Origin of the sequence: Actinoplanes sp. NPDC051513 (assembly GCF_044454685.1) — a bacterium.
Classification (GTDB): Bacteria; Actinomycetota; Actinomycetes; order Mycobacteriales; family Micromonosporaceae; genus Actinoplanes.
Genome location: NZ_JBITDW010000041.1, coordinates 1 through 24,104 on the forward strand (window position 1 = coordinate 1; position 24,104 = coordinate 24,104).

Genomic DNA, 24,104 nt, shown 5'->3' on the forward strand with positions numbered 1-24,104 from the left:
ATCACGCACCTCACCGGTGGTCGACGACTTCCTCACCGCGGCTCAGGCAACAGCCGAGATCACCGCAGAATGCGGCAACTATGAAATGTGGCAGCAGGGAGACAACGCCGTTTCAAAGCACGGTTGAACAGCTCAACCGACAACAGCAGCGCCAACAGAGACACGAGCGCTGCCTCCTCAACCAGCTGTCGCCGGACGCCGCCGGCTCGGTCGTGTTTCGGGTGTGGAAGGCGTCGAGGCCGGCGGTTGCAGCTGGTCGCCGAGCGTGGCCGGCCGCGGCAGATGATGGGGCAGCTGACCCGCGGCCGACTAACGGCCCGGACGAGTCAGACGGCCGGACAGGTACGGCTGCCCGGGGCGGGCAGCTTCGTGGTGAACAGGTACCGGTTGACGGTGTCCGACACGCAGGTGGAGGTCAGGTACGAGGTGTGGCCGTCGCCGGTGTAGGTGAGCAGGGCGCTGCGCGGCACCACCGACGCGACATGGGTGGCCCAGACGTAGCTGGTCGCCGGGTCGTGCCGCGAGTTGACGAAAAGGATCGGCGGGTTCCCGCGGACGCGCAGTGGGTGCTGCGGGTTGGTCGGCGTGATCGGCCAGCCGGCGCACCCGGTCAGACCGGTCCAGGACTGCACCAGGCCGCCGAGGTGCGGCGACACCCGTACGGCGGCGGCCCGCGCCTCGCGTACCGCGGCGTAACTCGTCGCAGTGGTCCTGAAGTCCAGACACTCGACTGCCTGCTGGACCGGGTCGATGACCGAGGTCGACGCGAACGTGTCGGCGTCGCCGTTCTCCGCGGCCACGATCGCCTGGGCGAGCGCGGGCCAGCTCTGCGCCGGGGTGAGCAGCAGCGCCTGGGTGCCGAGACGGATCTGTGTCCCGGTGACCGGCTTGCCGGCCTTGGGCGCGGCGATCGGCGTGGCCGTGGCCCGCGCGACCAGGGCGTCGTATGCCCGACCCGCGTCCCGGCCGTGCAGTGCGCACGCGACCGAGCCGGCGCACCAGTCGACGAACCGGTCGAAGCCGTCCTCCGCGGTGCGGGCCTCGTCCAGTAGCATCTGCCGGCTGGACAGGCTGTGCTCCAGCACCCCGTCGCCGGCCAGCGCGCGGATGTGCCGCGGGAACAGCGTGGCGTAGGTGTTGCCGATCGCGGTGCCGTAGGAGAAGCCGAGCCAGTTCAGCGACGGCTCGCCGATCGCCTGCCGGACCGCCTCCAGGTCACGGGCGACGCTCACGGTATCCAGATGCGACAGCAGCGCCCCCGAGCGCTGCCGGCAACTGTCGGCGAAAGCCCGGTTGCGGGCGACCAACGCGGTGAACGCGGCCGGGCCGTGCGGGTCGAGGTCGTCGGCGGTCGGCTGCAGCGCCGGGTCGCAGGACAGCGGCGTGCTCTCCCCTACCCCGCGCGGGTCGAGCCCGATGATGTCGAAGCGCCGCCGCAGCTCGGCCGGGAAGAGCTGGACCGCGCGGTCGACCAGTTGGGTCGCGCTGCCGCCCGGGCCGCCGGGATTGATGAAGAGCGCGCCGACCCGCCCCACGGGGTCGGTTGCCGGGTCGACGTGCAGCGACAGGGTGATGGCGGCGCCGGCCGGGGCCGCCCAGTCGAGGGGTACCCGCACCTGGCCGCAGCGCCGCCCGGCCACCGGGATGGCGCTGTCGGTCGCGCAGGTCACCCAGGTGACCGCCGGTGCCGGCTGGGTGTCCGCGTACGCCACGGCCACGGCGGCCGGCAACAGGACCGCCAGCGCCGCGGGCAAGGCCCAGAGGATTCGTCGTCTCATGGGTGTCGAGCCTGGCCGGTTCCGCGGCCCGGCGGATCACGAGCCAGAGGGAGCGTCTCCCCCATTTGCGGGAAACGCCACCCCCTCCCGGTCGGGATGCCGATGCCGACTGGGTCCGGGCAGAATGAGGCTCGTGCGAATCCTCCTGCGACGGTGGGCGTGCCTGCTGGCCGGCGGGGCGCTGCTCGCGCCGTACCCGTTGATGTTCTTGATCTGGACGGCGCTCTTCCACGGGCCGATCCTTGGGCTGAGCGGCCGCGTCGCCATCGCGGGCGTGGCCGTGGCGCTCGCGGTGCTCGTCAGCCTGCTGCCGATGACCCGCCGGATGGAGATCGCGATAGCCACAGCGCTGCTCGGCGACACGACCGGTCCTCTCTCGACAGAAGGTACGCAGTGGCGGGCGAGCGTCTGGTATTGGCTGCACCTACTGCTCGGCGGGATCGCCACGGTGTTGACCGGCGCGGCGCCCTTCGTACTGGCCACCTGCCTGGCAGCGCCCTTCGCCGACGGGATGGTCAGCCTGCCGGACTGGCAGTCACGGGCGGGCCGGCCCGGGGTGCTCGTCGCGGTCGGCGCACTGCTCGCGGCGGTGCCGATCGCCGGCTTGGTCGCGGGCTGCGGCGCGGTGCTGAGCCGGACTGCGCCAGTGCTGCTCGGGCCCTCGCCGGCCGAGAAAGTCGCCGACCTGGAACGGAGGACGCGGGCCCTGGCCGCCCGCAACCGCATGGCGCGCGAACTGCACGACTCGATCGGCCACGCGCTCACCATCACCACACTGCAGGCGGGCACGGCACACGTGCTGTTCGACCAGGACCCGGCCTTCGCCCGGCAGGCGCTGGCCGCGATCGAAGAGACCGGCCGGGTCGCGATGGCCGAGCTGGACCACGTGATCGGGCTGCTGCGCGAGGGCTCGCCGGCGGCGGCCGCGCCGACGCTGGCCGACCTCGACCAATTGCTGGCGGCCAACCGGACGCTGGGCATCGGGATCGACGCCACGGTCAGCGGCCCGATCCTGGTCGTGCCCGGTACCGTCTCGCGGGAGATGTTCCGGATCCTGCAGGAGAGCCTGACCAATGTGGTCGCCCACGCCGGGCGTACCCAGATCACCGTACGCCTGGCCGCCACCGCCGACCAGGTGGAACTCGACGTCGTCAATCCGCTGGTCCCCCGGCGCCGGTTCGCCCGGCACGGCGGCGGCCAAGGCCTGCCCGGCATGCGGGAACGGGTACAACTGCTCCGCGGCGAGATGACCGCCGCCGCGGAGGGCGGGCATTGGCGGGTCCGGGTGCGGCTGCCGCTGCACCCGGCCCGATGAGCGTCACCGTGCTGCTCGCCGACGACGAGCACCTCGTCCGCGCCGGTTTGCGGGCGCTCATCCAGGCCGAGCCCGACCTGAGCGTGGTCGGCGAGGCGGGCACCGGCGCGCAGGCAGTCGCCCAGGCCCGGCAACTGCGGCCCGACGTGGTGCTGATGGACGTACGGATGCCGGAGCGCACCGGGATCGAAGCGACCGCCGAAATCCTAGCCACGATGCCGGACCCGCCCAGGATCCTGATCGTCACGACCTTCGAGAACGACGAGTACGTCTACGCGGCCCTACGCGAGGGCGCCAGCGGCTTCCTACTCAAGCGCGCCCGGCCGGCCGAGATCCTGCACGCGATCCGGCTCATCGCCCAGGGCACCACTCTGCTGTACCCGACGGCGATCCGGGACCTAGTCCGCCGGTTCGGGCGCCCGCCGGCCCGCGACGCGCTGCGCTCGGCACGGCTGACCGACCGGGAGACCACCGTCCTGCGCCTCATCGCCGCGGGACTGTCCAACGCCGAGATCGGCGCCCAACTGTACCTGGGCAACGAGACAGTCAAGACCCATGTCGGCAACGTGCTCACCAAGCTGCACGCGCGGGACCGGACCCAGGCGGTGATCACTGCCTACGAGACCGGCTTCATCACCCCCGCGTGACCGCCCGTTGCCACCCCGATCGGGACCGGGTCGCTCGGGTCGTGGTTGCCGGTGGCGGAACCCCGCGACGTGGCGCTGCACGCGGCGCCCTACGCTGGGACGGCGCGAACGGAGCCGAGTTCGGAACGGATTGGTTCATTCCCGGGCCGTTCACGTTGGCGGCTCGGGAGTGCTGTTCGGCTGCGTAGCAGCCCTCGGCGTTGGCGGGTTGGGCCAGCGGATCTTTTCAGTACTGCCTCGGCGACGTGGCCCTGGTGGCTGTGTCGGGGGCGGCTACCGCTGATCGGCGCAGCGCACGGAGGCTGTCGGCCAAATGTCCGAGGTCGGCACCGGAGAGCGGCGCGCTCAGCAAGCGGTCCAGTTCCTCGTCGAACACCGGGGCGGCGCGGGCCAGGAGCGCCCTGCCCGGGTGGGTCAATTCCACGATCGATGAGCGGCGGTCGGTGGGGTGCGCTCGGCGAACGCACCAACCGGCCTTCTCGAGGCGATCCACGGCCTGGCTGGTGCCCCCGACCGTGATCGCCAGCGCCCGCGCGATGTCGAAGACCCGGCAGTTGGGTGTCGCGTCGATGATCAACAGCATGTTCAAGCTGGCCAGGGTAATGCCGCTGGTCTCCTGCAGGCGCGCGTCGACCGCGGTCCAGAGCATGGTCTCGAACCTGACCAGATCGTCGAAGACCTGCCGCAGATCAGTCATGTCGTCTCCCGCCGTATCGGATCACACCCTAACTTACCTTAGCTACAAGTAGCTTGACACTAACTAGATTAGGGCTAATCTAGTCGGGTACGGCATGCCGCAACCGATCCGCGCAACGACAGGAACCCACATGACCGCCCAGCAACGCGACATGGTCCACCAGATTCTCCGCAACGCCCCGTTCGACCTCGGCGGGGACGTCGCCGTCCACCGTCCCCTCCTCGAGAAGATGCTGACCGTGCAGCCCCTTCCTGAGGACGTCCGGATGACCCCGGGCCAACTCGGCGGCGTACCCGTCATCGACATCGACATCGACGGTGTCGAGCCTCGCGGCACGATCTTCCACACCCATGGTGGCGGTTTTGCTGTCGGCTCCGCGCGAGGCTCGGTCGGCTTGGCGGCCAACCTGGCGCGCAAGACGGGGATGCGCGCGGTCTCGGTCGACTACCGCCTTGCCCCGGAACATCCCTATCCGGCTGCTCTGCAGGACGTCACCGCCGCCTACCGGGCCCTGGTCGAGCAGGCCGGCGACGCCGAGCATGTCGTCGTCTCGGGGGAGTCGGCCGGCGGCAACCTCGCCATCGAGCTTCTGATCACGGGCCGGCTCCGGGGCCTGACCATGCCGGCGGCCGCAGTGCTGTTCTCCCCCATGACTGACCTGACCGTGAGCGGCGACAGTTACGCCACCAAGGCCGAACTCGACCCGAGCGTCAGTGCCCAGTCGATCCGTACACGGGTCCGCGACTACCTCGACGCAACCGGCACCGCCCCGACCAACCCGCTGGTGAGCCCCATCTTCGCCGACCTCAGCGGGCTTCCGCCGCTGCTCATCCAAGCCGGATCCCACGAGGTGCTCCTCGATGACGCCACAAGCCTCGCGGTAAAGGCCGCAGCCGACGGCGTTGCCGTGATCCTCGACATCACCGCCGGGGTACCGCACGTGTTCCAGGCCTTCGCCGCCGTCCTCGACGAGGGAAACACAGCCCTCGACCGAGCCGCCCGCTTCATCGGCGACAACCTCGCCTGACCCGTCCCACCGCACCGACGACAGCCCAGGAGATCCGCATGCCGCACCGCCCCGTCACCCTCATCACCGGCGCCGGCAGCGGCATCGGCGAAGCGCTGGCCGATCTGCTGGCCAAGGCTGGTCACGACCTCCTGCTCGTCGCCCGGCGGCAGGATCGCCTCGAGAACGCCGGGTCCCGGCTCCGGGGCCGGGGGGCCTCAGTCGAAGTCCTCGTCGCCGACCTCGCCGACGAGGCCGGCCTGAACCGCGCCATCACCCGCGCCGGCCAGAACGACATCGACCTGCTCATCAACAACGCGGGAGCCGGCGGATACGCACCCCGCGCGACAGTCAGCCCCGCCGAGGTCAACCGGCTCTGGACGCTCAACGGCGATCCCGAATATGATCAGGATCGCGATGATTGAGATCGTCCAGCCAGCTGCTCCCATCAGAAACACCTACCCGGGAGGCGCAGGGCGCAAGCACCTCAGCGGTCGGCAAGCCGTGCACATCGGCGGTCTCTCGGAGTGGCCTCCGTGCCTGCCTCACGTTTCGCCTTACCGCGGCGGAGGTCAGCACCAACGTCTCGCGGCGGCGCCAGCAGCAACCCGGCGCCGACCGCGACGGCTGTCCGATCGGTCCCTGAGGCGGCCGCCTGGGCAGGGCGGGTATAGCAAGCACCGCAAGCGCTCCTTAACCCCGAGCGCCGCCGCAGCGGCTGCTGTCGTCGAGGCGATGGCCAGCTGCTGATGACCGACCCGCAGCGGTATACCCTGCGGCAGGAGGCGATCCTGTCTCTGGCCCCCCATTCGCCGCTCGGCTGGCCCGCGGCGACGCCCGCGACAGCCAGTCCCGGGAAGAGCTCAGGGGATCGCTGGAACTCACACCGCTCAACACCGCCCACCGGCCGCACGCGAGGCAGCGGACCGGACATTGGCCGTACGGATCATGGCGTTCGAGGCCGCACACGACGGCACCCGCGGCGACGGCGAGGTTACGCGGCAGCGCCAAACGCAATTGCCAGAGGGAGCAGGCTACGCGTCTCCCACTCCCTTCCCCAGCCCTGAGAACCACCCCGCTACGTCGACAACTACGTGTTGAGGCCAAGTTCGCGCTGACGTAGAACCGCTCTGTCCTGAACCCGAGCCCGCGCCGGGGCCACAACCCTTGCCGGTCCTGGAAACCGACGGCAGGTTCCCGGACGGGTTTGTTCGCCGCGCTATTGCGGCTTGGTGGCGCAGAACACGTAGCGGTTGAGGCTGAAGAAGGAGTCGGGGCCGAGCGTTTGAAGGTCCTCGACCCAGCCGTCGACGTCCGCGGCGGTCCACCCGTCACGGCCGGTCACGAACCGCGCGACAATCGGGATCAGCTGGCCGCTGTAGGTGGCGGCCTCGTAGCCGACGTTGAGTAACGTCAACACCTGTGGAGGCGCGACGTCGAACCCGGCTCGGCGCAGCTGCCGGCCGAGCGTACGGGGCAGGAACGGATCCGCCAGGTGCTGTTCCCAGGTCAGCAGGATCCGGCGCATCCGTTCGGGGTCGGTGCTGTGCCACACGATCGAGCTCCAGTCGGTGTCCAGGACCAGCATCCGCCCGCCGGGTCGGAGCACCCGCAACGCCTCTGCCAGCGCCGCCCGAATGTCCGCGACGTACTCCAGCACCTGCGTGGAGACCGCCGCGTCGAAGGAACCGTCCGGGTACGGCACCGCGTCCACGCCACCGTGGCGGTACTCGACCGGGGCGCTGCCGGCCAGCACCGCACGGCCTCGGGCGAGGGCGAGCATGCTGTCGCTAACGTCGATGCCGCAGACCCGCCCGGTCGAGCCGACCGCCCGGGCAAGGTCGGTGGCCAGCAGGCCCGGGCCGCTGCCGATGTCCAGTACCGCCTCGCCTGCGGCCAACGCGAGCAGCCGCACCACCTCCCGGCGCTGCTGGACGACGTCGGCGGTCAAATAGACCGCCTCGACTTGGCGGGCCGCCTCGACATCGAACTCCAGCATTGCGGTCATCCGCGTGTCTCCCTCCATCTCGGCCGTGATTTGGCGCTCGCTCCGCTCGCGCCGGCCGTCGCGCTTCGGCGGCCACGGTCTGTTGCGTGAGTACGCCAGCCGCGGCAGCCCCAAGCCTTGTGGCGCGCGGATGGTCGGTTGGGCCGGGATGGTCGCGCGGCTCCTGTGCCCGGCCAGGCAGGCCGGTTGGCGCACGAGGAGTGGGCCTTTGGCGGCCAGAACGCCGTCCGGACGGGTGTGGGGCCTGGCGACCGCCGGGCAGGACAGCTCGTCCTGCCCGGCGCGGCGTGGATCAGCACGGACTCGATCAGTCCCGCGGCTCCACGATCTGCCAGGCGGTTCAGACCACCGTGCGGGTGAATGTCACATGGGTGACGCCGCTGGGCGAGGAGGTGGCCTCGACCTGGTAGTCCTTCTCCACGCTCTCGAGGCCGTCCCAGAGGCGTACGCCCCGCCCGAGCAGGATCGGGACCACCACGATGTGCAGGTGGTCGATGAGCCGGGCGGCAAGGAAGTCGCGGATGACGGTGGGGCCTCCGCCGATGCGTACGTCCTGGCCGCCCGCAGCCTTGCGGGCTGTCTCGATCGCCTCGGCGGGCGAGGCGTCGATGAAGTGGAAGGTCGTGCCGCCCTCCATCTCGATCGACGGTCGCACGTGATGGGTGAGGACGAAGACCGGGGTGTGGAACGGCGGGTTGGGACCCCACGCGCCCTTCCAGTGCGGGTCCTCGTGCCATCCGGGGTAGCCGAACTTCCGGGCACCCATGATCTCGGCACCGATCCCCGAATCGAACTGCCGGACGAAGATGTCGTCAACGCCACCGTTACCGCCTGGCTCGTCGAGCCCACGCCACCACCTGGTGGCGAACATCCACTCGTGCAGCCGATCCCCGGCGTGACCGAACGGTTCGTCGTGGGTCTGACCTTCACCGGTGCCGAAGCCGTCGAGTGAGATGGAGAAGCTCTGGACGCGGGTGAGTGACATGGCTGATGCTCCTTCGATACTCGGTGGATGGTTGGACCCGCCATGACGTCATACCGGCAGGTGCCGTTGCCGAGGGGCGCGGCAGGCGCGGTGGGCGACCCCGTCGATCTCGACACAGGGACGCGGCGTGCCGTTCACGGGCGAGAAGAGCTCGAGTACTTGCCGTCGGCAGCGGTCGAGGCCGTCCGGGCGCCGTGTCCTCGTTCGACTTCTTGTGTTGAGCCTCGTCTGATCAGCTCGGCATGATCCGATGATGGCTGCCCAATGTCATGACGTCCAATGCCAAGTCCGCCCAGATTTCATAGATAAAGTTAATCTATGCTGAACCTGACCCACCTCAAGGTCCTGGAGGCGGTCGCCCGCCACGAATCGGTGACCGAAGCCGCGAAGGAGTTGCACTACTCACAGCCATCCGTTAGTCACCACCTCGGGCGGCTGGAAGCCGACACCGGAGCCAAGCTCGTCCAACGAGTGGGCCGCGGGATCCGACTCACCCCGGAAGGGGAACTCCTGGCGCAGCGGGCCACGGAGATCCTGGGGCGACTGAACGCCGCATCCGTCGAGCTGGCCGCCCGGGTGGGCCTTCATGCCGGACGGGTACGACTCGCCGGTTTCCAAACGGTCCTCAGCACCCTCGTACCGAAGGCAGCCGCTGAGCTGTCCCGGTCGCACCCGGGAATCGAGTTGAACCTCGTCGATGCCCACCCGGCCGAGGGCCTGACGATGCTGCGTTCCGGACACGTCGACATCGCCTTGATCTTCCGCAACGCGGAGACTCCTCCCGACGAGGAGGAAGGATTCCGACTCACCCATCTCCTGGACGATTCCCTCTACCTCATCAGTGACCAACCCCATCAGCGTCTCGAAGACCACCGTGACTCTGCCTGGGTCGGCGGCTGCGAACGCTGTCGAGCCGCCACATTCACGGCCTGCGCACGCGCCGGCTTCTCACCACGCGTCGCCTACTCCTGCGACGACACGGTCATCGCCCAGGCAGTGGTAGCCGCCGGAATGGGCGTTGCGATAGTCAACGGGCTCGCGTTGCATGCGCACCGAGCGTCCGGCGTCCACGCCACACAACTCACCGAGAACCCCCGCCAGATCTACGCCGCCACGTACGGCGACCCGCCCGACCCACCCGCCACGACCGCGCTGATCGAGATCCTGGCTTCAACTGCCATGACACTCCGCGCCCCGGGGCCGGAACGAGATGGAGAGCCGGCAAAGTAATCGGCGAAGTTCGACCAATCCGCGACAACGTCAAGACGCGAGTAGAGAAGCTCCGGTCCGGGCGTGCAGCCAGCCGGCAAGGACGGTGGCCAGCAGTCCCGCATCGAGCCGGATCAACAGCCGCCACATCGTCGTGCCGGCGGGCACCCTGTCGGCGAAACCGAGGCGGGCACGGGCGTGTTCGTCGAGGTCGTGCAGCCCGTCGGTGATCGCCGCGAACGATGAGGCTCCAGCCATGACCGCGCAGACCGCGACGGCCAGCACCGCGGACAGCGGAAAGCGGATCCCGCGCGGGTCACGCGGATCCGGGATCTTCGACAGCACGGCCAGCAGGCCGTTGCGCTCACCATCAGTGATCTGGGTCGGTGGGGTGGCGGCGTGGGGTGTCGTGACGGTCAGTGCGGTGATGAGAGATTATGCCATCGGCGGGTGAGGTCCTCGGGGCTTCGTGCGGCGTAGAGAACTTCATGATCACCGATGTGATCTCACCCGCTACCTTCGCCTCCACACAGGCCACTCACCCCGCAAAAATCCAGCTAAGAGGCTGCCGCCTAACTACGCAATCGCCCTGCCCGAAGACCACGCCCGACACAACGTCGTCCGGATCGCAGGTGGCCACCGGGGTCGGACAAGTCCGTGAAGTCCTCGGACTCCGGCGCCGCCTCAGCAGCACCTCTTGATCATCGTGGGAGCCGGAAGGGGCGTAAGGTCAGCATGTCGTACGAATTCCGCGACTGTCATGCGGACATCTTTCAATCGCCCGCAGGCCGCGATCAGGCGAGCACGACGCTGCACGTCCACCGACCCGTTTCAGGGAGGTTCGATCATGTCCAAGGACTCGACGACCAAGGCGAACGTCAAGAAAAAGGGCAAGACGATCAAGGAGAAGCAGACGGCGAAACGCTTGAAGCGCGACGAGCAAAAGGGCCACTCCTCGAACATCCCGCCCACGGGGCACTGAGCACAGGGCGAGCTCAGACCGGCCAAGCCATGGCCTGCGTCCGCACCGACTCATCACTATCCGTGACGATCGGAGCGCGGCAGATCCGTGCACCTAAATGATCGCAACAACGGCAGATCAGCGGGATCGACGGATCCGCAGCCACGCCGGCCATCGAGGCCACGACGATGCTCGCTCCTTTTCCATCAACAGGTCCGCCAACGCGACCGGCTCATCAGCGAGCGCTGGGTCCATCGCCACGCGCGGGTGCTCAAGGTAGGCGCGTAGCCGCATCCGCAATTCTCCGGGCCGCTTCTCATCCGTCGGCGTCAGGACCACCCGCCCATCCCGGACCGACGGGCTAATGACGGTGCCGTCAGCGCCGAAGAAGACATACTCGTCGTCCTCGACGTCAATCGCCTCGAAGTAGCCCTCGGCGTAGGTCAACGATCCGCAGGCATACACAACGCTCGCACCCTCGAACGCGTAAACCCTCACAGAGACCCCATAGTGCGAGTCTGGCCCCTGTGCAGGCCGCGGCGCACCTTGATTCTCGATTCTCGAACCGGCCACGCCGCCGAGAACACGCTCAAGTCGGACCCCGGCCAAGCCGTACGCGTCAGCAAGAACCCGGATGATCGCGGAGTTGTCAGCCACAGCACCGCTCGCGCCGCCAGGAGGCTCGCCAAGCGCGTGAGCTGACCCGAACCGACAACGGCAATTCCGACAGATGACTTGCGCAATGAAGGTGTTGAAGGTCGCCGTGTGTCCAGCCGCACGGCCCCGGTCGCACGCCCGGCGTGGCCGATGGCGCGCGGCAGCGTCGGCCCGAGGCCGAAGGTTCAGGGGTCGAGGACCGGGTCGGCGGCCAGGACCTGGCGCTGTAGTTGTTGCAGTGGCCGTCCCGGTACGAGGCCGAGCTGCTGATCCAGCAGCCGGTAGGCCCGCTGGTAGGCCGCCAACGCCTCAGCGCGTCGGCCACAGCGGTACAGCGCCAGCATCAGCTTCGCCCAGGTTTGCTCGCACAGCGGCTGCACGGACACCAGCCGCGTCAGCTCGGCCACCGCCGCCTCGTGGCGGCCAGCGGCCAGCGCGGCGTCGGCCCACATCGCCATGACGCTCAGCCTGAGCCAGTCCAGCCGGGCGGCCTCGGCTTGCAGGAACCGGCCAGCCGTCAGCCCCGCGAGCGCCTCGCCTCGCCAGAGGTCCTTGGCCCGCTGCAGCAGGTCCTGTGCCGCGCCCGGATCGCCGCGCCGAAGCGCGTGCTCGCCCGCCTGGGCCAATGCTTCGAACGACGCCACGTCAAGCTCGCCGTCGGCGACCGCCAGCCGGTATCCACCAGTCTCGGTGAGCAGGCGCGCGGGAGGCTGCCCGGCGGCGGCGAACGCCGCCCGGAGCTGGGCCACGTACGTGCGGATGTTCGAGTTCGCCCCGCTGGCAGGGTTCTGCCAAACACCATGAGCCAGGCGACCCACCGTCACCGTCCGGTTGGCGTGCAACAGCAGGGTGGCCAGCACGGCCGGCAGCCTGGTGCCAACTGTCTGGACCAGCCCCGCGTCACCGACCACTTCCAGCGGGCCCAGCAGGCGAAACTCCAGCCGCACGCCACCCTTACCCGGCGGCCGTCCGACGCCGATTGCCGTAGTCATGACCCGCTACGCCCTCCCTTCCCCTTCGCGCGATGGGATCGGCTTCGGTGTGGAAGCACCAGGCGGCCTGCCACAGGTACTCAATGACGTGCACGAAAGTCGACCACGATGGTGACCGCCTGGCGGGCAACTGGTTGGTGGTGGCCTCGCTGGCTGGCGGCCGCGGACGGACGCTACTCAGCCCGCCGTCGCTGCGTCGACAACACCGAGCGCCGGCGTCGTTGAGCGGCTCGGCTCGTCTGACGCTTGGAGCGTGGCGTCAGTGCAGACGCCAGGCGCGACACCGATACCCGGTTCACGGGCTGCGGTGCCAGCCGTGCCAGACCCCGTTGAAGTCGCACCGTCGGGCCGAACCGTCTTCCTTCCACGGTGGTCGCACGCATCATCGGCTCTCCCTCGGGTGTGCAAGCAATCGCGATCCCGGGGTGAGCCTCGCGGTAACGGGTTACCAACCGCGTTACCGATTTGTTTCCAGCCGTTGGGGCACCGCGTGCCGTCACCGGATGCTGGCGGATCCGCACAGCCGCGGTGATCGCAGATACAGTGCTGCACTTCCTCGGGCATCGCCTGATCCGGCCGGTTCTCGCACGGATCACTGGTAGTAGCCCAAGCTCACGGCCAAACGACGCGGCCGTCATCAGCGCCGTAGTGGCACGTCATTCGGCATTCTCGCAATGTTGAACTGGCACGCGGCGGCGGGCCGGGTACCAGGCCGTCTGTCCATTGCGCTACGTGGCTCGATGGATAGGCTGCGGGGAGGACACAAAGTCGGGTTCGCGGCAGCCGCTACCTGGCATCCCTGTGCTGACCATCATCCTCACGATCAGCGGTACGTGGAACTTTACGCAACCTGGAGCTATACCTCGAAGGCCTGTTCGCTGGCGCCTTGGCGATGTCCGTGGTGGGCCTCGCGCTGCCCCAGCAAGCTGCTCACGGATTGGAATGGATGGCCGGGCACGCCCAACCCGCCTCTTTCGTTCACGGCGAACCTGCGACCTGACCACCGGTTTCTTCGGCAACGAGTACATGGTCGTTGGTGGTGCGCACGTGCTGCCCTGGGTGTGCTTCACGGCGCTGGTCCTGCTGGCGCGGGCACGGCCGCGCAACGCACCGCCGCGGGGCAGGCCCTCGCGGCCGGGCTGCACCGGGAAGGGATCACCGACCGGTGAGCGAGTATTCCCCAGGCCGCAAGCATCGTCGACCACGTCCGCGGTTGCGACCTGGTCGGCGGCGCCGGCAACCCGACCGGAGGCGCCGCATGAGGATGCGATACCAGCCGGATCATGGCCTCGTCCGCTGCTTTCTGGACCTGTCCAGGGCGCACCTGCCGGAACATCTCGGTAACCGCGGGCTGGGCCAACTACGTGTGCGCCGACAGTATGGCCGCGGGGCGAATATCAGCTTGTGTGAGCCGTTCCTGGACGAGGTTGCTGCGAGGCACGCCGAGGTGAGGGTGGTTTTGGCACGCCTCGCTGTCCGGACCCGTGAAGTCTGGTCCGGACCTGATTGGCGTCGGAGTGGCCGAGCTGGCTGAGGATGGCCAGAGCGTGTTGCCATGCGCCGCGGGCGGCATCAGTATCGCCGGCGCCGTCATGAGTGTCGCCAAGGTGGATCAAGGAAACGGCCTCGTAGTAGCGGTCGCCGCGTCCCTGGAACAGCTCGATGGCGCGCTGGTAGCACGTGATGGCCTGAGGGTAGTGGCGCAGATGGTGGTGCGAGTAGCCGAGACTGTCCCAGGTGTCGGCGGCACCAGCCTGATCGCCAATCTCCTGCTGTGCGACAAGGGCTTCGCGGCAGTAGGTCAGGGCATGCTCGTGGTCGCCAAGCTTGGCGTGACACCAGCCAATCGCGTTGAGGGCATCGGCCTTTCCGGCCAGGTATCCGGCGGAAACGAACAGGTCAAGGGCTTGCCGGCAATGGTGCAGCGCTTCGGCGTAGTCGCCGCGCCGTTCGAGCAGCCCTGCAAGCCTCAGGCTGCTGCGGCCCTGACCGATGGGGTTGCCGAGCTGGCGGTACAGCTCGAGGGCCTGGCGGGCGTGCCAGTCCGCGTCCTCGCCTTGACTGAGCCGGGTGTAGGCGCGGCCGAGCGATCGATGGGCGTGTGCCATTCCGATCCGGTCGGCGTGTTGCCGCGCGACTTCCAGGGCCGCGTTCTGTGTTGTTGTCCAATCGTGCCAATGCCCCTGCCCGTCGAGGAAGTCGGCGAGGTTCCATGCCAACTGCCACGTGCGAGTGTCGAGCATGGCGGCCGCCTGCCGCGTGATCGCGACCAGGACCGGGCGTTCGACGATAAACCAGGCCAGCGCGTGTTCGGGGCCGGCAAGGTCCTCGGGGTCGGCGCCGGGATGAGGCTGGGACAAGGTGATCCAGTCCCGGTGTGGGTCCTGCAGCCGATTGGCGACATCGGCGGTGTGCAGGTAGTAATCGAGGGTCCGGCTCCACGCCGCTGATCGGTCGGCACCGGTATCCACGGTATTGACCAGTTCGGTGGCGTAGGCGCGCAGCAGGTCATGGGAGGCGAACCGGCCGGGGACATGCTCGACGATCAGGTTGGCGCGGGCAAGTTCGTCCAGTAGCACCTTGGCCTGAGGTGGCGACACGCCGGCTAGGCTGGCCACGGCTCGGATGGAGATGTCTGGGCCGGGGTGTAGGCCGAGGAGCCGGAACAACCGGGCCGTAGATGGGGTCAGGACGTTGTAGGAGCAGGAGAACACCGCTCGCACCTGGCTGGTCGCATCACCAGCATCAAGGGCGTCCAGTCGGGTTGCGGTGTCGCGGAGTTCGGCGGCGAGGATCGCCAGCGAGAAGCCGGTCTGCTGAATTCGGGCCGCGGCGACGGCTAACGCGAGGGGCAGTCGGGCGCATGCGGTGATGATCTGGTCGACTGCGTAGGGTTCAGCGGCGACCCGGTCGGTTCCGAGACGCCCGACCAGCAGCTCTTGTGCCTCCGCTGTAGACAGCAGGTCGATGGCGAGGGGGCGGGCGTTGTCGATGGCAACCAGCGGGGTGAGCTGGTTGCGGCTGGTCACCACCGCCAGCGCGGTGGGGCCGCCGGGCAGCAGTGGCCGGACCTGGTCGGCGTCGCGGGCGTTGTCCAGCAGGACCAGCATCTGTTTGCCGGCGAGCAGGCTACGGAACAGAGCGGCCTGAGCATCCAATGTGGAGGGCGCGCGTTCGGGTGGCACGCCGAGGGCGTCCAGGAACCCGCGCATGGCCTCGGCCGGGGCCATCGCCCGGTCACCGGGGTCGAAGCCACGCAGGTTGATGTACAGCTGCCCGTCCGGGAACCGGTCGGCGACCCGGTGCGCCCAGTGCACCGCCAGGGTTGTCTTGCCGACGCCCGCGGTACCCGACAGTACGGTGATGGACATCGACGTTCGCTGCTTGCCGGTGGCGGCGAGGATTGCATCGAGCCGGGCCAACTGGGCTTCACGGCCAACGAAGCCAGACATGGCCACGGGTAGCTGGGCCGGGACATCAGGTCCGGTCGAGCGGTGTCCGCCGGTCGCGATCTTCTCAGGGACCCCGTGGGCCGGTTGGTCGGATGCCTCAGGCGAGTCGAGCGCCGGGTCCTGACGCAGGATCGCCACATACCGGTCGCGCAGCTGCGGACTGGGATCGGTGCCGAGCGCGTCGGCCATCCGGGCGCGCAGGTTTTGGTACGCGGTGAGCGCGTCGGCGTCTCGGCCGGCCCGGTGCAGCGCGAGCATGAACCGGCCGACGAGTGGCTCGTGCAGCGGGTACGCGGCGATGGACGTGGCGAGCGCGCCGAGCACCTCGTGATGCCGGCCGCGCGCAAGTTCGGCGTCGACATACATCCAGGTGGCTGCCAGGCGCAGCTCGGTCAACTCGGCGCCGACCCGCTCGCGCAACCCGTCGGAGGCCACGTCAGCGAGCAGTGGGCCGCGCCAGAGCGCGAGCGCCGGTCCGAGCAGCTCGGAGCGGCGGGTTGGGTCGGCATCGGCCCGGGCCAGGTGGACCTGACGGGCAAAGCGATGCGCGTCCACCAACGCCGGGTCGGTCTCGGCCAGCACCCCGCCCGGCTTTACGGACAAGCGCAGCGCGGCGCCGTCCGAGCTGGCGGCGATCCGGCTACGCAGTCGTGAAACGTAGGTACGTAGTGTTGCACGCGGGTCCTGCGCAGGGCGCTCCGGCCAGAGCAGGCTGACCAGCCGCTCCGTTGATACCGTTCGGCCAACGTCGAGCAGAAGCAGACCCAATAGGCAGCGTTCCTGGCGACGACCGACAGCGATCGGCTCTCCGTCCCGGTCCCGCACTTCCAGCGTGCCGAGTAGCAGAAACTCCACGTCCAGCGATCGTAATCGACGTCCCGGCCACGTGGTACTGCCAGGGGATTTCAAAGTGACGTGATCTTTGTTTGTGCTGGTAGTTTCGCTTTGCCCTTGAGACGGAGATAGATGTACCCACCACAACAGGTCACCTACGATCCGTCCCGGTTCGCTACCGTCGGTGGCCCGGGTCCGCAGCTGGGCGACCGACGCCGACCCGAACGGCCGCCTCGGGCGGCAAGCGGCCAGCGGTAGACCTGCCCGCCCACACCATCCAAACCTTTGAGGTCGACGATGTCGCTGATCTACACCGGTAGGCACCTCGTTGAGCAGAAGCCCGCCACTCGCGGGAGGTACGCCTCTACATCGACGAGGAACTGCTCGAACTGCACGCCGGCCTGGTCGCGGCGGCCGACGCCTTCCTGCTGGAAAGGCAGACCTACGAACTATTCGCGGGACATTGGCCGCATGTCACCGATGAGAATGACCCCTTCGCAACCAGGCTGAACAGCCTTCCCAAGTACGTTGCCTCCACCCCTTGGACGAGGTCGAGTGGAACAACTCGATGCTGCTCAAGGGAGATGTCGCCGACGAGGTCGCCAAGCTGAAGCGCCGACCCGGCCGTGAACTCCAGATCCATGGCAGCGCGGCTCTCATCCGCTCACTCATGCCGCACGACTTGATCGATCGGTGACCGGACGCTGATACCTGAGGCCGCCTCGTCGGGTCGCGGTGCCCTGGAAGGCTTCGGCGGCCCGCGAGGCTACTTCATTGATGCCTGTCCTGCTTCCAGTTACTGCTAGTCATCCGCCTAGACAGGAGTAGGAACGATAGCGTTGCTCGCCGGCGATACGGCCAAGGTGCGGTCGCTGGCGACCACGGTGTACGGCTCCCGTCCAGTCAACGGGCAGCTCCCGATGGGACCGCATGGGTCAGGGATGAAGGTCAGGTTTGTCACATTGTCCGCCGAGGTGACTGGGCGGGGCGTTCCACTGACGGTCGCGAAGATCGTGTACGTGATCACGTCCTGATCGCTCCGCGACGCCCTCCAGGTCAGTGTGACCCTAACGAAGGGCGGAGGATTGACCGGGACGACGCTGCCGCTGAGCAGCACGGGTGCGGGCAGCACGCGTGGAGGCACCGCCTTCAGTCCGTTGCTGGGCGGCGATTGATTGAGCTGGCTGTCCTCGGCGGCGACCGTGAACACCTCCCCGCCGGAGAGGCCTTCGGAGGCGAGGAAGACGGTGGTGATGTCCGGGCTGAGCGTACGGAACAGGAACCTTCCGTTGGCGAAGACAGCGTGATCCGTGATGCCGTTGCCCGCCGGGGGCGACCAGATCAGGACGACGTTGTCGCCTCTGATGGTGGCGCTGTCGAGGGTGGGCGCAGGCGGCGAGGCGGTGGCTTGGGTCCGGGGCGAGGCCGGTACGGCTGTGGCAGCGGACGACGCGACCAGTAGTGCAGCCGCTACCAGGACCGCTCCCAGCCGTTGCGTTGCGCGGAGGTGGGTACTCATCGGCGGCAACTCCTTTTGCCTAATGGACGTCGCGCGGATACATACCCGGCGCCGCGCGACATAATCACATTCGTACGAATGTTGTCCCGGCCAAATTTGCGATATTGGCCGCGTCGAGCGTGTGGTATCGATTTGGAAACGATAATGAAACGCCGAGCCGATCGTGCAGTGACCCTCACCCACGTGGCGACATGGCTCAGCGGGCCGAGCGGTATTGCCGAGGCAGTGCGATTGTCGCGGAGACGGAAATGCCGCAGCGCTGGGCTCCCGGCTGCGCCGAGTACCAAGCAGCGTTGAGGTGTACCGGAGGAAGTACCGCTGGATGGCAACGGAATGCGTGGGGGGTTCCCGGTGGTGGTCGGGTTCGTGGCTCAGCCCCCGCCGATCAACGCGGCCGCAGTCGCCAGCGCCGCCCTGGCCACCCTCTCCGCGACCGCGCTCTCTTACGCGCAACGTCGCCTGAGCACCCCGGCCCGCGCCATCCGCGGGCGGCTTCGTGACGTCAGCGGGACGGCGACCCTTGTGGACGGTACGCGCCGCGCGCTCGACCGGAACCGTCACCAATAGTGACGCGAGCTAGTTCTCACCGAACGCCGCGCAGCACATTTGCAGCGAGAGGATTTCGAGTGCAGCGCTCTATGCGGGGATTGTGCAGGTCCTGTGCAGTGTAGAAGTATATTCGCTCGTGACACCTCCAAGTCATCGAGAGCCGACGGTATTAAAACTGTGGCACTAGGAGGGGGACGTGGATGAGAGAGGACGTGGATGAGACCTGTAGAACGTCGCCGATCCACGACGCTTTGCCTTGATGTCGAGCTGGTAGCGATTCCATGTCTGCCGCCCAACACAGAAAGGAGATGGACATGAAGCGGACGATGGCGATACTGACGGTCGTGTTGATCGTGATCGCTACCTTCGCCAGCCCGGCCCAGGCAGCGCGCTACAACGACAGCTTCTGGGTGTGCGCTCTTGAAAGGGCCTGTGTCGACTTCGTTGACGCTGGTGAAGGATGGCCCGGAGGCGGCGACAACGACGACTACGTTGTCATCCATGATTACTATGCCGACGGCTACGGCACCAAGGCATATGCCTGGCTCAACGGCGATTACCTTGGCTGGAAGTACAACGGCAACGGCTATGCGGGCGACCCCGTGCTCTGGGATCCGTTCGCAGCGTTCGGCGATGTCCACGCGGGTGACTATGTCGGGCTCAAGGTCTGCCTGTCGGATGGCCCTGGCGACCCCAACACGTTCGAAAATTGGTGCACTGCATACACCCAGCGCAGTCACGACGGTTAACGTCGTCCGACGGCCGCTCCCACTGTCCGGGGAGCCCGGGAAAATCTCACCCTCGGGCTCCCATAGATCCGTTTATTGGAGGGTTTATGCGATCACTAGCAGCGACGCGTCGGCGAATTCTGGGTAGGCTCGCAGTTGGTGTCGTGTTTGGCTCGATGGTTCTGGGATTTGCTCCGGCGGCGCAAGCGAGCGTCCCGAGTGGTGACATTGTCGATGTTGTGGTCATTCCCGGATCCTCGTCCGTCGGCGACTCGGCGACACTGACGGTCTGTAATACCGTCAACGTGTATGGGTACGTCGGTAAGACTATTTGTGAGTTCAGTGCGTTCTATTACGTGCATTCGGGCGGTAGCCGAGAATATTTCTACATTGGGACAAACTACGCCGTTTGGCACGCCTGGCAGGGTAGCGGCGGCTGGAAGAGTCTCGGCGGCAAGGCCAGCCGGTTCATTCCGAACGGAGCCTACCCGGCCCACGACACCGGATACGAAGGCGTGCGAACTGTCGGCACGGACAATTGGACCAGCTGGTGTCGCTTCAACGTCCATGGCACATGGACGCCATGGGATGACGCTTGCTGAGCCCGGTGCCGCCGCATAACTCGGTCGTCGGCAACAATTTGGTGGTCAATTTCTGTGCCGTGGAGTTCCTATGAGCAGAGCCCGGTCTATCGCCGTTGCTGGCAGTGCCGTACTGGCGCTCTCGTTGCTTGGGTCGGTAAGCGATGCGGCGGTGGCGCGCCCACCCGGCCCGCGGTCGGACGGCGGCGTGGATTCGTCGCGCATTGGTGCCGCAACGGTGCCGTCGGAGCGTCGGGCTGTTGTCCTCGGCAAGGCGTGGCGTACCTCGTCGGATATGGCGTGGACGACGAGCGGTGACGCAACCGGGCTTCACGTCTTGGTCGCCGAGGCGCGAACGGGTTACACGTGGCGGACGGTAGCGACGCTCGCCGAACCCGGGTTGGACACGGACCAATGGATCGGTAACGCCTGTATGACCGGCTCGGGCGATCGCGTAGTCGTGGTGTATGCGCCGCGGGCGTTCACGAACAACGAGGTGCTGGCGCGGCGGGGCGGGTTTACCGCGATCGTGGATCTGCGCAACGGCGCGGTGACCAAGCTGGCGGTGATGTCGAGTCTGGCCTACTTCAATCCCGGCTGTGGAACTGGGGAGGTGGCGATACTCACCCAAGAAGGTGACGAGGACCTAGGCAAGACGCGACTGGTACCCGTGGACGCGGAAGCGGGCAAGTTGAAGCCGGCCATCGTGCTGGCCGGGCAGGTTACCTCGGCAGTCCCGGCAGGGGACGAGATCGTTGCCGCGTCCGGCCGGCAGCTGGTCCGAATCGGGACCACCGGGGTGATGACCCCGATGACCCCGATGACCACGGAGAGCGGTGCCCCATTCTCGCTGCAACCCGACAGCGAGGGCGGCGTCACGTACCTGGACTTGACGCGCGACTCGATTCGGGTGTTGCGAGCCGTTGAAGGGAAGTCCTTGGTCTTGGCCACGGGCGGCTGGGACCAACTAGGACTGAGCCGAGGTAGGGGCGGCACGGTGTTCATTACTGGCAATCCCCGCAAGGTTGACGGTTTGCCGAAGACCGTACGTCAGGTCAAAGCGCCGGCGGGCGCCGAGGTGTCGGTCATCGGCGGCTTGGCGCTGACATCGGTTGCCACCAAGCGAGCTCCCCTCGCGGGCGAAGTGGTGGCCCTTTCGGATCCGCTCGAGCCGCAGCCGGTGATGATCGATGCCGTGGCGACAGGGACAGGCGAGTCCGTGCGGTTTGCCGTCCAGCCTGAGGGACGGATGGGCGGCCGCGACCCGTCAGGCGGTACGGCGCCGCCCATTGCTGGCTCCACCGGCCCGGGCAGCGGTTCTGTGTCAGCCTTGGCGGGTTCGTCGACGAGTCCGATCGACAGTGATCGGTACTGCTCGATTGCCCGGAACGACGTACGGACGATGGCTTATCAGCCGACACCGCGGCAGGCCGAGTGGGCGGTGGATATGGCGGTACAGGGTGCGTTGACCGTGACTCGGCCGGCTGGGTTCAAAGGGTTCGGGCTGCCGGCATTCTCACCACAGAGCCTGTTTCCGCCTGTCGCGGGGGGTGTTCATGTGCCGCCGCAGATCTTCCTGGGCATCCTCGCGCAGGAGTCCAACCTGTGGCAGGCCACCGGTAAAGCGTTTTCGGGTGAATACGGCAACCCGCTGACCGGCAATGTGTACGGGCTCAAACTTGATGATACGAGCGGTGAGATCCTCGATTGGATGATCCACTGGGACGACTCTGACTGCGGCTATGGCATTTCGCAGCGCACCGACGGGATGCGGATGACCGCACATCCCAAGCCGGGTGAGGTCATCCTGTCGGCTACCCAGCAGCGGGCGGTCGCGCTGGACTACGCGACGAATATCGCCGCTGGGATGAGCCTGATCCAGGACAAGTGGAACCAGGTGACCGACGCCGGTATGGCCTTGAACAACGGCGACCCGAAACGGATCGAGAACTGGTTCTACGCCGCTTGGGCGTACAACAGCGGGTTCCACAAGCAGTCCGAAGCTGCGCAGAACCACGGCGTGTGGGGTTTGGGCTGGTTCAACAACCCGATCAACCCACGCTACAGCCCAACCCGCAAGCCGTTCCTCTACCACAACAGCTGGGCTGACGCTGCGCATCCCGAGCGGTGGCCGTACCCGGAGAAAGTGGTGGGATTCGCCTCTTATGCCATCGACACCCCTGATGGTCCCGGGTTTCGTCCAGCCTGGTGGATCAACGACAACGAGAAGGACATGGCAGACCCGCCGCACGCGTTGTTCTGCGACAGTTCCAACCAGTGCGACCCCTTCAGCACGAGCGGCGCCGACGGCGGCCCATGTCTGCACCGGTACAACGGCGCATATGACTCCTACTGCTGGTGGACCAGACCGGCGACCTGGAAACCCGCATGTGACAGCACCTGCGGGTTTGAGTTGATCCGCTTCGACACCAGCTACCCGGAGCAGCCGGACGGCACGCACTACCCGCCGCAATGCGCCGCGACGTCCGGACTGCCCAGCGGATCCCTGGTCATTGACGACGTCCCGAGCGGAACACTGGTCCCGCGATGCGGGACAGCCAGCAGCGCGGGCAGTTTCTCGTTCTCCTTCCTCGAGGACCCGGCGATGCCCGGAACCTATCCGGGCAAGATTGACCTTCATCAGCTCGACGGTGGCCACAATGGCCACTTCTGGTTCGCGCACACCCGCATGCCGGGCTATCGCGACAAGCTCAAGGTCACCGGAACCTGGACCCTGGGGCAGAGTCTGAACGGATGGGCCAGAGTGCTGATCCGCACACCCGACCACGGTGCACACACCCGCCAGGCCCGATACACACTCAACGATGTGCTCAGCTCTCATCGGGTGGTCCAGCAGCGCACCCAGGCCAACACCTGGCTCTCACTCGGCGTGTTCCAGTTCAACGGCACACCCAGGATCAGCCTCAGCACCCAGACACCAGACGGCGACGGCGACGAGGACATCGCCTGGGACGCCATTGCCATCCAGCCGTTGTCTGCAAAACCCCGCGACTTTGTCGTCTCCCTCGGCGACTCCTACTCCTCCGGTGAGGGATCATCGGCTACCGGAGGCGGTGACTACTACAAGGAGACCGACGTCGACGGTGGAGACCCCGCATGGCGGGACGCCTGCCACCGCTCGCGGTATGCCTGGTCACGTCAGGCGTACCTGGCCGACTCGGCGCAGAGCATCGGCGCCCGCGCCGACAGCAGAGACAACACGATGGACTATCACCTCATCGCCTGCTCCGGCGCGCAAACCGAGAACCTGTTGCCTTCCGGGGTGTCCAACGACTTCGGCGACGCTGGTGGCAAGTGGGAGTACGGCGAACTGGCCCAGTTGGACCAAGGATACATCGACAAGAACACCACTCTTGTCACCGTGTCGATCGGCGGAAACGACGCTCGGTTTGCCGGGATCGTTACGCAGTGCATCAGCCCGACTGCGGTGCTGTGCTACAACTCGACCCTTTCCGGAGATAGCGCCCCACTCATCCAAGCGGAGCCGCAACTGATTCGGACCGCAGTCCGACAGTCGATCGTACAAACGCTGGTCCGCATCCACCTCCTTGCCCCCAACGCCAAGATCGTTCTAATGGGATACCCTCTGCTGCTGGAACGAGACGGCGCATGCATTGTCAGCCTTCCCGTGATCAACGTTGGGCTCAATCCCGACGAGGCTAAATGGATGAACGACATGGGTGACGTGATGGCACAAGAGATGAGCGGCGCCGCCGCAGACGCCACGAACGCCGGCGCACTCACCTGGTTTTCCGACCCACGCCAAGACTTCGCCGGACAAGGAATCTGCGGAAACCCAGAAACAATCCACGGCATCGTCACCGACCGAACGCCCGGTGATACCCCTGCCAACCCGACATCGGCGCAATCCTTCCACCCGAAGATTGCGGGAGCCACCAAATACGCCAACAGTCTGAACAGAACCTTCCGATCCATGAACATGTGACCCGATCACCGAAACTGTGGAGGCTTGGGACCGCACTCCCTGCGACACGGACGATCGCCGGTGTGCGGCCCTACATTGATCAGGTGACCGCTGGCGATGCGTTGCTGCTTGATCATCGCTACCTCGGCGTCCAGGTCGACGTCGGGGACCGCCACAGCCCGGCTGCTTCACCGCGCGGCGTAGGCCGCGCAGTGCGATCAGCCACCACATGACGCGCGC

General features: G+C 67.2%; 20 protein-coding genes. 11 read left to right on the top strand and 9 right to left on the bottom strand.

Annotated features, from left to right (window positions below):
* Positions 1-326 precede the first annotated feature (326 nt).
* Positions 327-1,778: an alpha/beta hydrolase gene (locus tag ACIA5D_RS49785; RefSeq protein WP_396037762.1), complete on the bottom strand. Its 1,452-nt coding sequence runs from the start codon at positions 1,776-1,778 to the stop codon at positions 327-329.
* A 133-nt stretch (positions 1,779-1,911) separates the two neighbouring features.
* On the opposite strand from ACIA5D_RS49785, the gene ACIA5D_RS49790 reads away from it, so the two are divergent.
* Both ACIA5D_RS49790 and ACIA5D_RS49795 read left to right on the top strand, forming a co-directional pair.
* A complete protein-coding gene (locus ACIA5D_RS49790) occupies positions 1,912-3,093 on the top strand; it encodes a sensor histidine kinase (RefSeq protein ID WP_396037763.1) in 1,182 nt (393 codons plus the stop codon).
* The gene (locus ACIA5D_RS49795; RefSeq protein WP_396037764.1) at positions 3,090-3,740 is read left to right on the top strand and encodes a response regulator; all 651 of its coding nucleotides are present in this window, start codon (positions 3,090-3,092) and stop codon (positions 3,738-3,740) included. The genes ACIA5D_RS49790 and ACIA5D_RS49795 overlap by 4 nt, the downstream gene beginning before the upstream one ends.
* Before the next feature lie 226 nt (positions 3,741-3,966).
* Here ACIA5D_RS49795 and ACIA5D_RS49800 read toward each other — a convergent pair whose 3' ends face one another.
* Positions 3,967-4,437, bottom strand: coding sequence for a MarR family winged helix-turn-helix transcriptional regulator (locus ACIA5D_RS49800; RefSeq protein WP_396037765.1), 471 nt, complete (start codon positions 4,435-4,437; stop codon positions 3,967-3,969).
* A gap of 130 nt (positions 4,438-4,567) precedes the next feature.
* Between ACIA5D_RS49800 and ACIA5D_RS49805 the strand changes: the two genes are divergently transcribed.
* Positions 4,568-5,464, top strand: coding sequence for an alpha/beta hydrolase (locus ACIA5D_RS49805; RefSeq protein WP_396037766.1), 897 nt, complete (start codon positions 4,568-4,570; stop codon positions 5,462-5,464).
* Positions 5,465-5,502: 38 nt separating this feature from the next.
* The gene (locus ACIA5D_RS49810) at positions 5,503-5,868 is read left to right on the top strand and encodes an SDR family NAD(P)-dependent oxidoreductase (protein ID WP_396037767.1); all 366 of its coding nucleotides are present in this window, start codon (positions 5,503-5,505) and stop codon (positions 5,866-5,868) included.
* A 794-nt stretch (positions 5,869-6,662) separates the two neighbouring features.
* Here ACIA5D_RS49810 and ACIA5D_RS49815 read toward each other — a convergent pair.
* Positions 6,663-7,451 (bottom strand): methyltransferase domain-containing protein, encoded by a 789-nt coding sequence (locus ACIA5D_RS49815; RefSeq protein WP_396037768.1) that lies wholly within the window; start codon positions 7,449-7,451, stop codon positions 6,663-6,665.
* 340 nt (positions 7,452-7,791) lie between these two features.
* Complete coding sequence (locus tag ACIA5D_RS49820; RefSeq protein ID WP_396037769.1) at positions 7,792-8,436, bottom strand: dihydrofolate reductase family protein; 645 nt, start codon at positions 8,434-8,436, stop codon at positions 7,792-7,794.
* A 318-nt stretch (positions 8,437-8,754) separates the two neighbouring features.
* On the opposite strand from ACIA5D_RS49820, the gene ACIA5D_RS49825 reads away from it, so the two are divergent.
* Positions 8,755-9,666, top strand: a complete 912-nt coding sequence (locus tag ACIA5D_RS49825) for a LysR family transcriptional regulator (RefSeq protein ID WP_396037770.1) — start codon at positions 8,755-8,757, stop codon at positions 9,664-9,666.
* Between the two features lie 30 nt (positions 9,667-9,696).
* On the opposite strand, the gene ACIA5D_RS49830 is transcribed toward ACIA5D_RS49825, so the two are convergent.
* Positions 9,697-9,990, bottom strand: coding sequence for a transposase family protein (locus ACIA5D_RS49830; protein WP_396037771.1), 294 nt, complete (start codon positions 9,988-9,990; stop codon positions 9,697-9,699).
* A gap of 502 nt (positions 9,991-10,492) precedes the next feature.
* Here ACIA5D_RS49830 and ACIA5D_RS49835 point away from each other — a divergent pair.
* Positions 10,493-10,627 carry a hypothetical protein gene (locus ACIA5D_RS49835; RefSeq protein WP_396037772.1) on the top strand — a complete coding sequence of 45 codons (135 nt, stop codon included), beginning with the start codon at positions 10,493-10,495 and terminating at the stop codon, positions 10,625-10,627.
* A 117-nt stretch (positions 10,628-10,744) separates the two neighbouring features.
* Here ACIA5D_RS49835 and ACIA5D_RS49840 read toward each other — a convergent pair whose 3' ends face one another.
* The 3 genes from ACIA5D_RS49840 to ACIA5D_RS49850 form a co-directional block, all read right to left on the bottom strand.
* Positions 10,745-11,053: a hypothetical protein gene (locus tag ACIA5D_RS49840; protein WP_396037773.1), complete on the bottom strand. Its 309-nt coding sequence runs from the start codon at positions 11,051-11,053 to the stop codon at positions 10,745-10,747.
* Between the two features lie 395 nt (positions 11,054-11,448).
* Positions 11,449-12,255, bottom strand: a complete 807-nt coding sequence (locus tag ACIA5D_RS49845) for a BTAD domain-containing putative transcriptional regulator (protein WP_396037774.1) — start codon at positions 12,253-12,255, stop codon at positions 11,449-11,451.
* 1,397 nt (positions 12,256-13,652) lie between these two features.
* A complete protein-coding gene (locus ACIA5D_RS49850) occupies positions 13,653-16,562 on the bottom strand; it encodes a BTAD domain-containing putative transcriptional regulator (RefSeq protein WP_396037775.1) in 2,910 nt (969 codons plus the stop codon).
* Between the two features lie 520 nt (positions 16,563-17,082).
* Between ACIA5D_RS49850 and ACIA5D_RS49855 the strand changes: the two genes are divergently transcribed.
* Positions 17,083-17,238 carry a dihydrofolate reductase family protein gene (locus tag ACIA5D_RS49855; RefSeq protein WP_396037776.1) on the top strand — a complete coding sequence of 52 codons (156 nt, stop codon included), beginning with the start codon at positions 17,083-17,085 and terminating at the stop codon, positions 17,236-17,238.
* A gap of 117 nt (positions 17,239-17,355) precedes the next feature.
* On the opposite strand, the gene ACIA5D_RS49860 is transcribed toward ACIA5D_RS49855, so the two are convergent.
* A complete protein-coding gene (locus ACIA5D_RS49860; protein ID WP_396037777.1) occupies positions 17,356-18,060 on the bottom strand; it encodes a hypothetical protein in 705 nt (234 codons plus the stop codon).
* 333 nt (positions 18,061-18,393) lie between these two features.
* Here ACIA5D_RS49860 and ACIA5D_RS49865 point away from each other — a divergent pair, with 333 nt between their 5' ends.
* From ACIA5D_RS49865 to ACIA5D_RS49880, 4 genes are all read left to right on the top strand, one after another.
* The gene (locus ACIA5D_RS49865) at positions 18,394-18,627 is read left to right on the top strand and encodes a hypothetical protein (protein ID WP_396037778.1); all 234 of its coding nucleotides are present in this window, start codon (positions 18,394-18,396) and stop codon (positions 18,625-18,627) included.
* Positions 18,628-18,923: 296 nt separating this feature from the next.
* Complete coding sequence (locus ACIA5D_RS49870) at positions 18,924-19,358, top strand: hypothetical protein (protein ID WP_396037779.1); 435 nt, start codon at positions 18,924-18,926, stop codon at positions 19,356-19,358.
* 143 nt (positions 19,359-19,501) lie between these two features.
* Entirely contained in the window at positions 19,502-19,939 is a 438-nt protein-coding gene (locus ACIA5D_RS49875; protein ID WP_396037780.1) for a hypothetical protein, read from the top strand.
* 70 nt (positions 19,940-20,009) lie between these two features.
* Positions 20,010-23,885: an SGNH/GDSL hydrolase family protein gene (locus ACIA5D_RS49880; RefSeq protein WP_396037781.1), complete on the top strand. Its 3,876-nt coding sequence runs from the start codon at positions 20,010-20,012 to the stop codon at positions 23,883-23,885.
* Positions 23,886-24,104 lie beyond the last annotated feature (219 nt).